The organism is Paenirhizobium daejeonense (assembly GCF_014280875.1).
GTDB lineage: Bacteria > Pseudomonadota > Alphaproteobacteria > Rhizobiales > Rhizobiaceae > Allorhizobium > Allorhizobium daejeonense.
The window spans coordinates 658,307-673,023 of the sequence record NZ_JACLAL010000001.1; the positions used below are offsets into that span (position 1 = coordinate 658,307).

The window sequence follows — 14,717 nt, forward strand, 5'->3', positions numbered from 1 at the left end:
AGGCGCGAGGTCAAGTGCTCGTGATCGCCGCTCGCGAGTGTCCCTGACACCCGTCAGGGATAGACATAGGTGTAGAGCGCGCACATGTCTTCGTCACTCTGCGGAGCGTCCTGCGTTTCGAACACCGCGATCATGGTGACGTCGTCGTCGAGCCACGAGGCGAGATAGGTAACGGGGCTTGTGCCGCATAGGCGATTGCCGTTCAGGAGCTTCGGATTTGCGGTTCCCTTGACGCTGTAAACGGATGCCGGAACCTTCTTGCCATTGACAATAAAGTTGTCCGCGATCAGTTCATCGAACACCAGCTTCTTGCCGTTTTCGAAGACGATTTCAAAGTCATCGAAGCTGATGTCACCGGTGATCGACGTGGCTGTGGTGCTAAGCGCGACCAGGTCGTCGGCGAGGGCCGGGGTGGAGACGAGGCAAAAGGCAACCGCTGCGTATTTCAGGATCGACATCGAGGCTCTGCTTTCCTTTTCCAGAATGGGCGGGAACCTATCGCAACCATTGGCAAAGGGAAGGGAACAAGCATGGCTTTCGCCGTCGATACCAAGAATGGTCGAGCGCGGTGCCGCGGCCGCAGGGGAGGGTATTCGAATGCGTCACACTCCCGGCGCAAAGTTTCCCTAGCCCGGATCGTGATCAGGCGAGGGAGGAGAACTGCGGATGAAGAGGACGACAGGCGTCTGGTTGGTCGGATCGGTCGTGCTTGCGGCTGCAATCGCTGGCTCTCTCCTTTATGATCGCGCCATGGTTCGTTTCACTCCTCCATCGCTTGAAGACTTCCCGATCCAGGGCATCGACGTCAGCCATCATCAGGGCGAAATCGACTGGCGGAAGGTCGCGGCCCTTCCCAATGTCCGCTTTGCCATCATGAAGGCGACCGAGGGCGGCGATTTCAGGGATCGCAGGTTCGCGGAAAACTGGAGGCAGGCGAAGGATGCCGGCCTCGTTCGGGGCGCCTATCATTTCTTCACCTTCTGCCGTCCGGGCCGGGATCAGGCCCGGAACGTCATCGCCACGGTTCCAAGGGAGGAGGGGACGCTGCCGATCGCGGTCGACATCGAGTTTCATGGAAATTGCGACAAGGTGCCGACGGTCGACGAACTGGCGGGCGAACTGAACGCCTTCCTGACCGAGTTTTCAGGCGTGTCCCCGCAAAAGCCGATCTTCTATGTGACGCAGGAGTTCTACGACCAGTATCTCAAGGGTAACGAAACGCTCTTTCCCGAGCATTATCTCTGGCTGCGGAGTATTTCCCGGCCGCTGGAGCAGGAGGGTTGCAAGGAATGGTCCATCTGGCAGTTCGCCGATAACGGCATGCTCGATGGCATAGAGGGACCGGTTGACCTGAATGTCCTATGCCCCTCGGAAAACGGCTTCTCCCGTCTCTTCGCGCCTGTTGTGGCGAAGAACTGAGATCAGTTCGCCACCTGCGTCTTGGGTTTCAGCGGCAGCAAGCCAAGCACAAGCGAACAGCCGGCGATGATGATCGCCGCCCCGACAAGCTGCATCGCCGTCAGTTGTTCGCCAAGCACCAGTGCGCCAATGAGGACGGCAACGACAGTCACTGCAAACTCGACGCTGATCGTGCGGGTGGCGCCGATGCGGCTGACTAGGCCGAAATAGACGACATAGGTGAGCGAACTCATGACCCCGGCGAGCACAACGATATAGAGGTAATCGATTGCGGCGGGCGAGGCGGGCACCGGTACGAAATAGATCAGCGGCAACGTCAGCAGCCCGCCCCAGAGGAACGAGCCGATGGTGACCTCCCATGCGCCGGTGTTGCGGAGGTAGCGGCTGGCATAATTGCTGCCGAACGCGGCAGAGAAAGTCGAAAACAGCATCCCGACGCAGCCGAGCAGGAAGGAGGCATCGATTGGAACCGCCGGGAAGCCGACCAGCATGACGATGCCGATCGTGCCGAGCAGCAGACCGATGACACGCGGCGGCGTGATCCGTTCGATGCCCCAGAGCTGTCCGATAATCATCGAGAAAAGGGGAATGGCGGCAACGAAGATCGCGGCCATCGCGGTGCCGATCAGCGGCGTGGAATAGGAAAGACCGATGAGCTGTCCCGCAACCGTAGTCGCGCCGACGATCAAAAGCGGCAGCCAGCCGGCGCTGAAATCCAGCTTGCGTCGGGTGAGCTTGGCCGCAATGAGCAGTATGAGGCCAGCAAGAAAGCAGCGGAACGTGACCGCGCCGATCCAGCCGAAGGCATGGACGACCTTCAGCAGCAGCAGAAACGACAAGCCCCAGGCAAACGCGAGGAAGCTGTAGGCTGCGATATCTCTGGGACGCATAGGGCACTCTGAAAAAGGATAATAGCCGCCGGGCAAGCTGTGGCTCAGTCCGGCAGGCGGTAGTCGACGATCCTGTTCTCGCGGACGACAAAAAGCTTGCCGGTTTCCGTCTGATCCGGTCCGCAAAGCGGCAGGAGCTTCGCTGCGACCTCGGAGGGATGCGGCAGGGTTTCCGGATCTTCGCCTGGAACGGCCTGGGCACGCATCGCAGTGCGGGTTGCGCCGGGGTCGATCGAGAGGATGCGCAGCGGCAACCGCTGGGTCTCGGCCGCCCAGGTGCGGGCAAGCGCCTCGACGGCGGCCTTCGATGCCGAATAGGCGCCCCAGAACGGGCGGCACTTATGGGCCGCACCGGAAGACAGGATCAGCGCGCGGCCGGCATCGGACTTGCTGATCAGCGGAGCGACCGACCGGATCAGCCGCCATGTCGCAGTAACGTTGATGTTCATCACCTTTTCGAACACCTTGGCCTCGATGTGATCGACTGGCGAGATGACGCCGAGCACGCCGGCATTGGCGATGAGAATGTCGAGCTTGCCCCAACGTTCATGGATCGAACCACCGAGTGCATCGATTGCGTTCATGTCAGCGAGATCGAAGGGCGCGAGCGTGGCCGATCCGCCGGCCTTCTTGATTGCGTCGTCGAGTTCTTCCAGCCCGCCGACGGTGCGCGCGCAGGCGATGACATGCGCACCGGCTTTTGCCAGTTCGAGCGCGGTAAAGTAGCCGATGCCGCGCGAGGCGCCGGTGACGAGCGCGATACGGCCCTTCAGGTCAACTGTCATGATATGCCTGTCTCTTGTCTCTGGCGTTCAGCCGTTGCTGGCGAGCATCGAGAGCTTGTTGCCCATCGCTTCGCCGTTCTTGTCGAGAAGGCGCGTCGGATAGTCGCCGGTGAAATAATGATCGGTGAACTGCGGCCGGGCCGCATTGCGATCCTCGCCGCCGACGGCGCGGTAGAGGCCGTTGATCGACAGGAAGGCGAGCGAATCGACGCCGATATATTTCGCCATGGCTGCGACGTCCGCATACTGGTTGGCGAGCAGCTTGTCCGCATCCGGCGTGTCGATGCCGTAAAAGTCGGGATAGAAGATCATCGGCGAGGCGACGCGCAGATGCACTTCCTTTGCACCGGCTTCGCGGATCATCTGCACGATCTTGAGCGAGGTCGTGCCGCGCACGATGCTGTCGTCCACCAGCACCACGCGCTTGCCTTCGATCATCGCGCGGTTCGCCGAATGCTTCAGCTTCACGCCGAAGGCGCGGATCTGTTGGGTCGGTTCGATGAAGGTGCGACCCACATAATGGTTGCGGATGATGCCGTATTCGAACGGAATACCGCTCTGCTGGGCGTAGCCGAGTGCCGCCGGTGTGCCGCCATCGGGAACCGGCACGACGACATCCCCCTCGACCGGGGATTCCTTGGCGAGGTTGATGCCCATGTTCTTGCGCGTCGTGTAGACGTTGCGGCCGCCGACGACCGAGTCCGGCCGGGCGAAGTAGACATATTCGAACAGGCAGAGGCGCTCCGGCTGGGTCTTGCTCGGCTTGCGGGCATCGACGGTAATCGAGCCGTCTGGCTGTATCTCGCAGATGATGACTTCGCCGTTTTCGACGTCACGGATGAACTTGGCGCCGATGATGTCCAGCGCACAGGTTTCCGAGCAGAAGATCGGCTTGCCGTCGAGTTCGCCCATGACGAGGGGACGGATGCCGATCGGATCGCGGGCGGCGATGAGTTTGGTGCGCGTCATCGCCAGCATGGAATAGCCGCCTTCCATCTGACGGATGGCGTCGATGAAGCGGTCCGATGTGGAGGAGTGGCGTGAGCGGGCGATCAGGTGAAGCACGACTTCCGTGTCAGAGGTTGACTGACAGATGGCGCCGGTGGCGATGATCTGGCGGCGCAGCGTCAGGCCGTTTGTGAAGTTGCCGTTGTGGGCGATGGCGATGCCGCCTTCTTCCAGCTCGGCGAACAGCGGCTGCACGTTGCGCATGGCGACTTCGCCGGTCGTGGAGTAGCGCGTATGGCCGATGGACATGCTGCCGGGCAGGCGGGCGAGCGTTGCCGGATTGGTGTAGTGGTCGCCGACGAGGCCCATATGACGTTCCTGGTGGAAGCGCTTGCCGTCGAAGGAAACGATACCAGCGGCCTCCTGCCCTCGGTGCTGCAGGGCGTGCAGGCCCAGCGCCGTCAGGGTCGCCGCGTCGGGATGTCCCAAAATGCCGAACACCCCGCACTCTTCATGCAGGGTGTCGTCGTCGAGACCGAATGCGAAATCGGAATGGGTAGACTGGATCATCGAAGCTCGCCTTTGCTCGCACGGGACAGCTGCAATCTGGAATGCGTTACCACGGCGGCACCGGTCTGTCCCGATCCGGCTGCCTCCGTCATGCGAATTCTTGCGCGGCCGATAGCCGCGCCATTATCAGTTGTTGTTAGCGGGGGCCGGAGCGTCTTCGGCGGGTGCCTGTTCGCCCGGAGCCTGCCCTGCCGGCGGCTCGCCCGCAGGTTCTTCCTTGCCGAGGATGCGCGCGCGGATCTGCGGCTCGATATCTTCCGGCAATACTGCTTCAAGTTTCCCAACGAGGCCATCGAGGAACGGCTTCGTCTTGGCATTGTTGACCCAGTCGGGCCGGTGCTTCACATCGACCAGCCAGTTCCAAAAGGCGACCGCGACGACCAGCAACAGAATACCGCGTGCGGCGCCGAAGAGAAAGCCGAGCGTTCGGTCAAGCGCGCCGATACGGCTATCGATGATGAAGTCGGCAATCCGGGTAGTGATGAACGAAATCACGATCAGCGCGATCAGGAAAATTGCGCCCGCAGAACCGGCAATCGCGATACGATCGTCGCTGGTGTAGTTCTTAACGTAGGGCACCAGGATCGGATAGAGATAGTAGGCGGCGGCTACTGCACCCGCCCAGCTCGCGATCGAGAGCACTTCGCGTGAAAAACCGCGCACCATGGCGAGCACGGCTGAAAACAGAACGACGCCGATGACAATACCGTCGAAAATCGTAATGGGCATAAATACCAACTCCAAGAGTTGCAGGCCGAGCCTGCTTCAAGTCACCGTCATCACCGTCTTCGGCACCAAAGGCATGTCTGCCCCATTCAGTCAGTCGCCGTCCTTCTGCTCCTGGCGGGCCTTCAGCCGGGAACCGGCGATCCGCGCCACGAGATCCGGCAGGCTTTCCACCTCTTTCCACTTTCCCGCCCCACCTTTCGGCAGTTCGGACGAGGCCGTGGGCAGAACAGCAGTCGAGAAGCCGAGCTTTTCCGCTTCTTTCAGTCGCTGAGCCGTATGCGCAACCGGCCTGACGGCACCCGACAGGCTGACTTCGCCGAAATAGACGCAATCGGCCGGAAGGGCAAGACCGGCCAGCGAGGAAACCAGCGCAGAGGCGATCGCCATATCCGCAGCAGGCTCTGAGATGCGGTATCCGCCGGCAATATTCAAGTACACGTCATGTTGACCGAGCCGCACGCCGCAATGCGCTTCCAGCACGGCGAGGATCATGGCAAGCCGCGAACTGTCCCAGCCGACGACCGCGCGGCGCGGGGTGCCGAGCGTCGTCGGAGCGACCAGCGCCTGCACCTCGACCAGCACGGGACGCGTGCCTTCCATGCCGGCGAAGACCGCCGCCCCCGGGGCCTTCTCGTTGCGCTCGCCGAGGAAGAGCTCGGACGGATTGGCGACTTCGCGCAGCCCCTTGTCTGACATCTCGAACACGCCGATTTCATCGGTCGGGCCGAAGCGGTTCTTCACCGTACGCAGTATGCGATAATGGTGACCGCGGTCGCCCTCGAAATAGAGAACGGCATCGACCATGTGCTCGACGACGCGCGGGCCGGCGATCTGGCCGTCTTTGGTGACATGGCCGACGAGTACCATGGTTGCGCCCGTCTGCTTGGCGAAGCGGATCATCGCCTGCACGCCCGTGCGGACCTGCGTCACTGTGCCGGGAGCCGATTCGGCCGTGTCGCTCCACAGGGTCTGGATGGAATCGATGATGACGAGATCCGGGCGTTTACCCTCTGATATCGTTGCGAGAATGTCCTCGACATTGGTCTCCGCCGCAAGCAGCACATCCGTCTGCGCCGCGTCAAGGCGCTGCGCACGAAGCCTGACCTGCGCGACCGCTTCTTCACCCGAAACATAGATGACGCGATGGCCCTTGCGCGAGAGCGCGGCGGCCGCCTGCATGAGAAGCGTCGACTTGCCGATGCCGGGATCGCCGCCGATCAGCACGGCCGAACCGCGCACGAAACCGCCGCCGGTGGCGCGGTCGAGTTCGCTCATGCCGGTCGGAATGCGGGGCGCTTCCTCGATCTCACCGGAAAGAGAAGTGAGCGTCACCGGGCGGCCCTTCTTCGGCGCCTTGCCGGGCCCCGAGCCGATGCCGCCCATCGGATCTTCCTCGACGATGGTGTTCCACTCGCCGCAGCCGTCGCACTTGCCGGCCCAGCGGCTATGAACGGTGCCGCAATTCTGGCAGATAAATTGAGTCTTGGCCTTCGCCATCAGGAAGCTTCCCGCGTCTTGCTTGAAGAGAACAAAGAGTGAATATTCGTTATCCAGTTAGGGCAAGCGACGGAAAGATACAAGTCACCCGGTAGTGATCACTCCGTTTCGTTATAATGACGCTCGTAGCGCAGGCCAACGGAGGTCAAAAGTTCGTAACCGATCGTGCCGGCTGCACGCGCCACGTCGTCGAGCGGCATGTTGGGGCCGAAGAGTTCGATATAATCGCCGGCGGCAATTGCATTGGCTGGAACGTCCGTCACGTCGAAGATCGTGAGGTCCATGGTCACGCGTCCGGCAACCGGGACCTTGTGGCCGGCGATGAAGCCGTGGGCTCCGGCAATGCCGGTCTGGCGCAGGCCGACCCCGCTGCCCGAGACCGAGCGCTGGTAGCCGTCCGCATAGCCGGCGGAAGCGATGGCAAGGCGGCTGTCGCGGGCAAGCTTCAGGCTCGCGCCATAGCTCACGCTCTCGCCCGCCTTGGCCTCGCGGATCTGCAGGATACGGGCTTCCGCCTTGATTGTCGGGCGCATGGGATTGGGCACGCCGTTGACCGCCTCGCCGCCATAGATGGCGATGCCGGGACGGGTGAGGTCGAAGTGGTATTCGGGGCCGAGGAAGATTCCAGCAGAAGCTGAAAGGCTTGAATCGATGCCTTCGAAAGCTGCGCTAACCCGCCGGAATGATTCAAGCTGTTGGCGGTTCATCGGAGAGGACGGATCGTCCGCGCAGGCGAGGTGGCTCAGCACAAGCACCGGCGAGAAACTCGCCGGCCGGGATACGTCGTCGGCGAGCGCCAACGCTTCCTCGATGGACAGGCCGAGACGGTTGAAGCCCGTGTCGACATGCAGCGCGCAGGGGTGATCGCCATGCTCCGCCACGGCGGACATCCAGAAGGCGAGCTGTTCTTCCGATGCGAGAACCGGCACGAGATCGTAATCGAAGAAGAAGTGTTCGGCGCCGGGCCAGATGCCGGACAGCACGAAGATCCGGGCTTCCGGAGCATAGGCCCGGAGCGTGGCGCCTTCCGCCGGTACGGCCACGAAGAAATCACGCGCGCCGGCGTGATACAGGGTGCGGCCGACATCCTCGATGCCGAGCCCGTAAGCGTCAGCCTTGACCACGGCGGCGGCGCGCGCCTTGCCGGATCTCTTCGCCATGTCGCGCCAGTTGTTGGCAACGGCAGTAAGGTCGATGGTCAGGCGCGCGGGCGCGGCAAGAAATTCGTCGGAGGCTTCGGAAAGGTCAAAGGCGTCGGTCATTTTTGAAAAATGCATGTCTGTTGAGGGGGTGGCGGGACCCTATCACTTTTATTCAAGACTGGAACGGCCGAAGGCGCTAATATTTGGCGATGCACAATATCTCTCAGGCACAAGCCGTCAACGACATGCCGCTGACGATGGTCGAGGCGACGCGCTTCTGGCGCGACGAGCGATTTGGCGACATGGAATGCCTGACCGCCACCTTCCAGACCCACGAATACGCGCCGCATTCCCACGAGACCTTCTCGATCGGTGCCATCGAGGCCGGTAGCCAGATTGCCCGTATCAGGGGCAGCAGGGAAGAGACCGGCCCCGGCCACCTGTATCTCATCAACCCGGAAGTCGTTCACGATGGCGTGCCGGGACATAGCGGCTATCGCTACCGTATGATCTATCCGGACGAGGCGCTGTTTCGCGAGGTGTTGGAAGACGTGACGGGCAGGGCCTGCCACACTACGCCGGCCTTCTCCCGGGAATTGCCGTTTGACGGGGAACTGGCGCAGGCCTTCAACGAGGCTCACCGGGGGCTGGAGGAAAAATCCGGCGCACTGGAGGCGGAGGAGGGGATGTTCCGAATGCTGGCCACGATCTTCGCCCGCTACGGCGGCCACAGCATTACCATGATCGACACGCGTGAACGGAGCGCGATATCGCGCGCCCGCGATTATCTCATCGAGAATTTCGCTTCCGATATCGGGCTGGAAGAGGTGGCCGAGGTTGCCGGGCTATCGAGGGCGCATCTGATCCGGGCTTTCCGCAAGGAGTTTCACATCACACCTCATGCTTTCCTGACGGATGTCCGCGTCCGTCAGGCGCGCATGCTGCTCAGGCTCGGCCGTCCCATAGCCGAGGTCGCCTTTGATTGCGGCTTTGCCGATCAGGCCCACTTCAGCCGGCATTTCAAATCCCGCATCGGCGTCACTCCCGGCCAGTTCCGTGTGGCCTGACGCGCCGAAAGTGTTTCGGTGAGCGGTCAGGCGGCTTCTGGCTTCTGGCTGTTCTCCTCGATGAAACGGGCGCGATATTCGGTCGGACTGAGGCCGAGCTTTCTCCTGAAATGGTGGCGGAGCGTGTGGGCCGAGCCGAAGCCGACGGCGCATGCGATGTCCTCCGTGCGCGCCGCCCCCTGGCAGAGAAGCTGTCTTGCGGCGGCAACCCGTTCGGCGATGATCCAGTCGCCGGGTGTCGCGCCGGTCGCCTCGGTAAAGCGGCGAAGAAATGTCCGGCTGCTCATGCGGCACTCTTTCGCCATGTCATCGATCGTCCAATCGCGGATGAGCGATGCCCTGATCGTATCGAGCAGGGGAGCGATTTCGCTGCCTTCGCGCCGGGCGACCGGTCGTTCCAGAAACTGCGCCTGCCCACCCGTCCGATGAGCCGGCATGACGAGCCGGCGGGCAACCGAATTTGCCGCGACTGCACCGAAGTCGCGCCTGACGATCTCGATCAGCAGATCGATGCCGGCAGCGCTCCCCGCCGCCGTGAAGATGCCGTCATGGGACCGGTAGAGCGAAGCTTCGTCGACAGTCAATGCGGGATATCGGGTCCGTAGCGCATCCGCATAACGCCAGTGGGTTGTCGCCACGCCATTGTCCAGCAAGCCCGTTGCGGCGAGAACGAAGGCGCCGGAGCAGAGCGACACAAGGCGTGCGCCGCGCGCATGGGAGGCGCGAAGCCGTTCGCACAGCCCGTCCGAAACGGCGCTGTCGATACCCCGCCAGCCCGGCACGACAATGATATCGGCTTCTTCCAGCAGTTCCGGCCCCGCATCCGCCGTTACCACCAATCCGCCATGGGCGCGCATCGGGCCTTCATCCACGGCGCAACTGGAAAAGCGGTACCAGCCCGGTCCCATCTCCGGGCGACTGAGGCCGAAGATTTCGGTTACGATGCCGAACTCGAAGGTGCACAACCCGTCATAGACGAGGGCAACGACGAGAGGGCCGCCGAGGGGAGCGGTTATTTGCGCAGGGTTTGTCATGATCTTTACGCTTATTGTCAATCTCGCCAGTTTGCAACGGCGGGCTTCTGTTCGATGTTTGCCGCATCGAAAGGGAGACCATACCGATGACCACCGCCGTAACCGCCGTAAAACCCGCGCCGAGCGACACCGCCCGAGAGCACTTCGCTGCCGAGTTTTCCTTTGAAACCGATTGCTGGGATGTCCATGACAGCATTGCGAAAGGAGCGGATTTCGTGCTGCTCGACGTTCGCGGTCCGGCACTTTATGCGAAGGGGCATGTTGCCGGTGCGATCAGCCTGCCGCATGGCAAGATCACCGCCCATCGCATGTCGCAATGGCCTGACGATACGATCTTCGTGACCTATTGCGCTGGCCCCCACTGCAACGGTGCCGCCCGTGGCGCATTGCGGCTCGCTGAACTCGGACGTCCCGTGAAGATCATGGCAGGCGGCATAACTGGCTGGCTCGACGAGGGGTTCGAGCTGGCAAGCGCTGCGGAGGCTTGATGCTGTTTCGGTCTCAAAACAGAGAGAGGCGCCTGTTGGCGCCTCTTTACTGAGTGTCGATCTTGCCGGGAAGGGCGGGGGGAGAAGAGGTTGCCGCTCAGCCCCGCCTCAGGGCTCTTCGTACTGGGTGAAGCTCGGTTCGGCGAGGTCGGCAAAGCGGGTGAACTCCGCCTGGAAGGCGAGTTTCACGGTGCCGGTCGGTCCGTGACGCTGCTTGGCGATGATGACGTCCGCCGTGCCTTTGACCTTTTCCATGTTGGCTTCCCACTCGGCATATTTCGGGTCGGCGGGGTCGCGCGGTTCCATGTTCTTCACATAGTACTCTTCGCGGAACACGAAGAGCACCACATCGGCGTCCTGTTCGATCGAGCCGGATTCACGAAGGTCGGAGAGTTGCGGGCGCTTGTCGTCGCGGCTTTCCACCTGACGGGAGAGCTGTGAGAGCGCGATGATCGGAACGTTCAGTTCCTTGCCCAGCGCCTTCAGGCCCGTGGTGATGGCAGTGATTTCCTGAACGCGATTCTCGCCGGATTTGCCGGTGCCGGTCATCAGCTGAACGTAGTCGACCACCAGGCAATCGAGCCCGCGCTGACGCTTCAGGCGGCGCGCACGCGCTGCAAGCTGCGCAATCGAGATACCGCCGGTCTGGTCGATGAAGAGCGGCACCTTCTGCATCGTCTGCGAGAAGCCGACCAGCTTTTCGAACTCATGCTCGGTGATATCGCCTCGGCGGATCTTGGAGGAGGAGACTTCCGTCTGCTCCGACATGATACGGGTGGCGAGCTGTTCGGAGGACATTTCGAGCGAGTAGAAGCCCACGACGCCGCCGTTCTTGGCCTTGAAGTTGCCGTCGGGCATGACTTCGGGCTCATAGGCGGCTGCGATGTTCCAGGCGATGTTGGTCGCGAGCGAGGTCTTACCCATGCCCGGACGTCCGGCGAGAATGATCAAGTCGGAGCGCTGAAGACCACCCATCTTGCCGTCGAGCGACATGATGCCGGTGGAGATGCCCGAGAGGTTTCCGTCGCGTTCGAAGGCGGCACCCGCCATGTCGACGGCGAGAGCCACGGCGTCGTTGAACGACTGGAAGCCGCCGTCGTAGCGGCCGTTCTCGGCGAGCGCGAAGAGCCGCCGTTCCGTATCCTCGATCTGCGCCTGCGGCGGCATGTCGAGCGGCGCATCATAAGCGATGTTGACGACGTCTTCACCGATGGTGATCAGCGAGCGGCGAAGCGCAAGATCGTAGATCGCGCGGCCGTAATCCTCGGCGTTGATGATGGTGACGGCTTCGGACGCGAGGCGAGCGAGATACTGCGCCACGGTCAGGTCGCCGACCTTTTCATCCGATGGCAGGAAGGTCTTGATGGTGACGGGGTTGGCCGTCTTACCCATACGAATGATCTCCGAGGCGACCTCGAAGATCTTGCGGTGCAAGGGCTCGTAAAGATGCTCCGCTTTCAGAAAGTCCGAAACGCGATAATAGGCGTCGTTGTTGACGAGGATGGCGCCGAGCAGCGCCTGCTCGGCCTCGATGTTGTTGGGAGCTTCCCGATAGAGCGGCTCGGCCGGCTTTATGGGAGCAATCTTGCGCGCAGTGTCGTTCATTGCGGGCTACCGTCTTTTCTCTTCGAAACGTCGATCAACAAAAAAACCGGTTTGTCGAGTGCTCGTCCAAGAGTCAACGACATCACGGCAACACGCGGGCGCAAAGCGCCGAACGGGCGCTGTCGGGGAGGTTGTCCCTCTTATCCACAGGCGACAGGAATTCGGCTCGCGAATGACCGATTCCGCTTGCGTCGCCCGGGACGCGAATCAGCACGACATGGAGGCAAATATAACGCGCAAAGAGATCTGCCATGCAGAAATTTCACGGCTCCACTCTTGAGAAATGTCAGGTTTAAAGTTATGTAGTATGACAATAATTAGGGTGCTAATGATATTATGAACGATCAATTAAACCGCTCCGGGATCCAGCGCCTGCTGATCCATGAAATGGCAGCCTTCAGCCGCAAGCTGAGGGTGCAGTTCGATATTGCCGTCCGGCAAAAAGGGCTGACCCTTCCTCGGGCTAGGGTGCTGTTTGCGCTTTCCGTGTGCCAGGGCATGACTCAGAGCGAGCTTGCCGCCGAACTCGATATCGAGACGCCAACCCTTGTCCGCCTCCTCGATTCCATGGCGGAGAGCGGCCTTGTCGAGCGTCGCGCGATGGAAGGGGACCGCCGGGTCAAGCAGATATACATGACGCCGGACGGCGAGCGGCTGGCCGACGAAATGAACCTCTTTGCCGACGAGTTCCGTTCCGAGCTGACCGTCGGCCTGAACGATGATGAACTCAAGGTGGCGCAAACCGTGGTGCATCACCTCTTCGCCCGGTTGCTGGCAATGGGCGCCAGCGCAGGAGGCGAAAGTGAGTAGCGTCGCAAGCCTTTCCGACGAGCCAGCGTCTGCTTCTGCCATGCGCGCTGTCACTATGGATGCGCCGCAGGCGGCAGATGCCGCCAGAACGACCGCGCCTGTCACTGCGCAGCCTCCAGCCGAAGCGCCGGCACCCACGCCGTTTTTCGTCATGTCGAAGACGCGAGCCTTGGCCTACGTCCTTTCCTCCACGCTGCTCGCCCTGCTGCAGGGCCTGAACATGAACTTCGCTTCGGTGAACCTCTACCAGTTGCAGGGCTCGCTTCATGTCACCGTCAACGAAGCCATATGGCTGACAGCGGCATACATGGCGCCTTATGCCAGCATGTCGCTGGCGCTGGTTCGTATTCGCAATCACTTCGGCCTGCGCCGCTTCGCCGAGATCAGCATCGCCGTCTTCGTGTTGGCTTCTTTGCTGAACCTCGCGGTAAATGACCTGAATTCGGGCATCGTCGTACGCTTCATCAGCGGCATGGCGGCTGCGCCTCTGTCCTCGCTCGCATTCTTTTATATGCTGGAGCCGTTTCCGAGGGAGAGGAAGTTTGCCTATGGCCTGCCGCTTGCGCTGGCCAACACCTCGATCTCCGCGCCGCTGGCGCAGCTCGTTTCTCCACATCTCATCAACTTCGGCGGCTGGCAGGGGCTCTATACCTTCGAACTCGCCATGGCACTTATGGCCTTTCCGATCATCTACCTGCTGCCGCTGACACCGCTTCCCCACGCGAAGGTCATCGAGAAGCTCGATTTCTTGAGCTATCCGCTGCTGGGAATTGGATTCGGGTGTATTGCAGTAACGCTCGCCGTCGGCCGTCTCTACTGGTGGTTCGAGGCGCCGTGGATCGGCATTCTGCTAGCCGTTGCCTGCGCTGCGCTGACTGCGCACGTGCTGATCGAGCTCCAGCGCGAAAAACCGCTGGTCGATGTGCGCTGGCTTCTGACCCGCGACAACATCCACCTCGGTCTCGTGCTGCTGGTCTTCCGCGTCATTGCTTCTGAACAGAGCAGCGTTGCCGTCAATTTCTTCACCAATCTCGGTCTGACCAACGATCTGATGCCGCGCCTATACGTCATCATGATCGTATCGGGGCTTACGGGCGCCTGGAGCTGCTGTTTCTTCCTCAAGAAGAACTGGATTGCCGGTTCGCACGTCTTCGCTCTCGTGCTGATGGCCTTGGGCGCCTTCATGGATTCCCATGCGACGAGCCTGACACGTCCGGAGCAGATGTATCTAAGCCAGGCCCTGGTTGCTGCCGGTGCGGCAATGTTCCTGCCGACGGCCATGGCCAAGGGGTTCGGTACGGCTCTGGTCAAGGGGCCGCAATACGTTCTGACCTTCCTCGTGATCTTCCTTTTCACGCAGTCGATCGGCGGCCTCATCGGCTCGGCGGTGTTCGGCACCTTCATGCAGATCCGCCAGCGCGTTCACCTGCAGGCGCTTCTGGAAAACTTCGTGCTCACCGACCCTATAGTCGCCGCGCGGGTGCAGACCTATGCGACGGCCTACGGACGAGTGGTCACCGACAAGCTTGCCGCCCATTCCCAGGGGATCTCCGCGGTCTACCAGACGATAAGCCGTGAATCCTACGTTCTCGCATACAACGATACCTTCTTCCTGATCTCTGTGGTTGCTGTCGCGGCACTCATCGCGCTGATCGGCCATCTCTCCTTCAATCTTGCCAAGAAACACATCACGGACGCCGTACGCCGGCCAGCCGTTGCCCAATGAGCCAGTC

The 14,717-nt window shown here is 61.6% G+C and carries 14 protein-coding genes; 5 read left to right on the top strand and 9 right to left on the bottom strand.

Features of this window, described 5'->3' with window-relative positions; translation table 11 throughout:
- Nucleotides 1–53: 53 nt before the first annotated feature.
- Nucleotides 54–458, bottom strand: coding sequence for a hypothetical protein (locus H4I99_RS03175; protein ID WP_164490792.1), 405 nt, complete (start codon nt 456–458; stop codon nt 54–56).
- A 208-nt stretch (nt 459–666) separates the two neighbouring features.
- On the opposite strand from H4I99_RS03175, the gene H4I99_RS03180 reads away from it, so the two are divergent.
- Complete coding sequence (locus tag H4I99_RS03180) at nt 667–1,419, top strand: glycoside hydrolase family 25 protein (protein WP_163904504.1); 753 nt, start codon at nt 667–669, stop codon at nt 1,417–1,419.
- A gap of 2 nt (nt 1,420–1,421) precedes the next feature.
- Here the strand turns inward: H4I99_RS03180 and H4I99_RS03185 are convergent, their stop codons facing one another.
- From H4I99_RS03185 to alr, 6 genes are all read right to left on the bottom strand, one after another.
- A complete protein-coding gene (locus tag H4I99_RS03185) occupies nt 1,422–2,309 on the bottom strand; it encodes a DMT family transporter (RefSeq protein WP_163904506.1) in 888 nt (295 codons plus the stop codon).
- Between the two features lie 44 nt (nt 2,310–2,353).
- The gene (locus H4I99_RS03190; protein ID WP_163904508.1) at nt 2,354–3,094 is read right to left on the bottom strand and encodes an SDR family NAD(P)-dependent oxidoreductase; all 741 of its coding nucleotides are present in this window, start codon (nt 3,092–3,094) and stop codon (nt 2,354–2,356) included.
- A 27-nt stretch (nt 3,095–3,121) separates the two neighbouring features.
- Nucleotides 3,122–4,612 carry an amidophosphoribosyltransferase gene (purF, locus tag H4I99_RS03195; protein WP_163904510.1) on the bottom strand — a complete coding sequence of 497 codons (1,491 nt, stop codon included), beginning with the start codon at nt 4,610–4,612 and terminating at the stop codon, nt 3,122–3,124.
- A gap of 126 nt (nt 4,613–4,738) precedes the next feature.
- Complete coding sequence (locus H4I99_RS03200) at nt 4,739–5,341, bottom strand: CvpA family protein (protein WP_163904512.1); 603 nt, start codon at nt 5,339–5,341, stop codon at nt 4,739–4,741.
- 90 nt (nt 5,342–5,431) lie between these two features.
- On the bottom strand, nt 5,432–6,838 hold the full coding sequence (radA, locus tag H4I99_RS03205) for a DNA repair protein RadA (protein ID WP_163904514.1): 1,407 nt from the start codon (nt 6,836–6,838) through the stop codon (nt 5,432–5,434).
- Between the two features lie 98 nt (nt 6,839–6,936).
- Nucleotides 6,937–8,100 carry an alanine racemase gene (gene alr, locus H4I99_RS03210; protein WP_163904516.1) on the bottom strand — a complete coding sequence of 388 codons (1,164 nt, stop codon included), beginning with the start codon at nt 8,098–8,100 and terminating at the stop codon, nt 6,937–6,939.
- An 89-nt stretch (nt 8,101–8,189) separates the two neighbouring features.
- Here alr and H4I99_RS03215 point away from each other — a divergent pair, with 89 nt between their 5' ends.
- On the top strand, nt 8,190–9,047 hold the full coding sequence (locus H4I99_RS03215) for an AraC family transcriptional regulator (RefSeq protein ID WP_163906220.1): 858 nt from the start codon (nt 8,190–8,192) through the stop codon (nt 9,045–9,047).
- Nucleotides 9,048–9,073: 26 nt separating this feature from the next.
- Here H4I99_RS03215 and ftrA read toward each other — a convergent pair whose 3' ends face one another.
- On the bottom strand, nt 9,074–10,081 hold the full coding sequence (gene ftrA, locus H4I99_RS03220) for a transcriptional regulator FtrA (protein WP_163904518.1): 1,008 nt from the start codon (nt 10,079–10,081) through the stop codon (nt 9,074–9,076).
- 86 nt (nt 10,082–10,167) lie between these two features.
- Between ftrA and H4I99_RS03225 the strand changes: the two genes are divergently transcribed.
- Nucleotides 10,168–10,569 (top strand): rhodanese-like domain-containing protein, encoded by a 402-nt coding sequence (locus H4I99_RS03225; protein WP_163904520.1) that lies wholly within the window; start codon nt 10,168–10,170, stop codon nt 10,567–10,569.
- Between the two features lie 108 nt (nt 10,570–10,677).
- Here H4I99_RS03225 and H4I99_RS03230 read toward each other — a convergent pair whose 3' ends face one another.
- On the bottom strand, nt 10,678–12,174 hold the full coding sequence (locus tag H4I99_RS03230) for a replicative DNA helicase (RefSeq protein WP_163904522.1): 1,497 nt from the start codon (nt 12,172–12,174) through the stop codon (nt 10,678–10,680).
- A 336-nt stretch (nt 12,175–12,510) separates the two neighbouring features.
- Between H4I99_RS03230 and H4I99_RS03235 the strand changes: the two genes are divergently transcribed.
- Together H4I99_RS03235 and H4I99_RS03240 are read left to right on the top strand one after the other, a co-directional pair.
- The gene (locus H4I99_RS03235) at nt 12,511–12,984 is read left to right on the top strand and encodes a MarR family winged helix-turn-helix transcriptional regulator (protein WP_163904524.1); all 474 of its coding nucleotides are present in this window, start codon (nt 12,511–12,513) and stop codon (nt 12,982–12,984) included.
- Nucleotides 12,977–14,710: an MFS transporter gene (locus tag H4I99_RS03240; protein WP_246225582.1), complete on the top strand. Its 1,734-nt coding sequence runs from the start codon at nt 12,977–12,979 to the stop codon at nt 14,708–14,710. The genes H4I99_RS03235 and H4I99_RS03240 overlap by 8 nt, the downstream gene beginning before the upstream one ends.
- Nucleotides 14,711–14,717 lie beyond the last annotated feature (7 nt).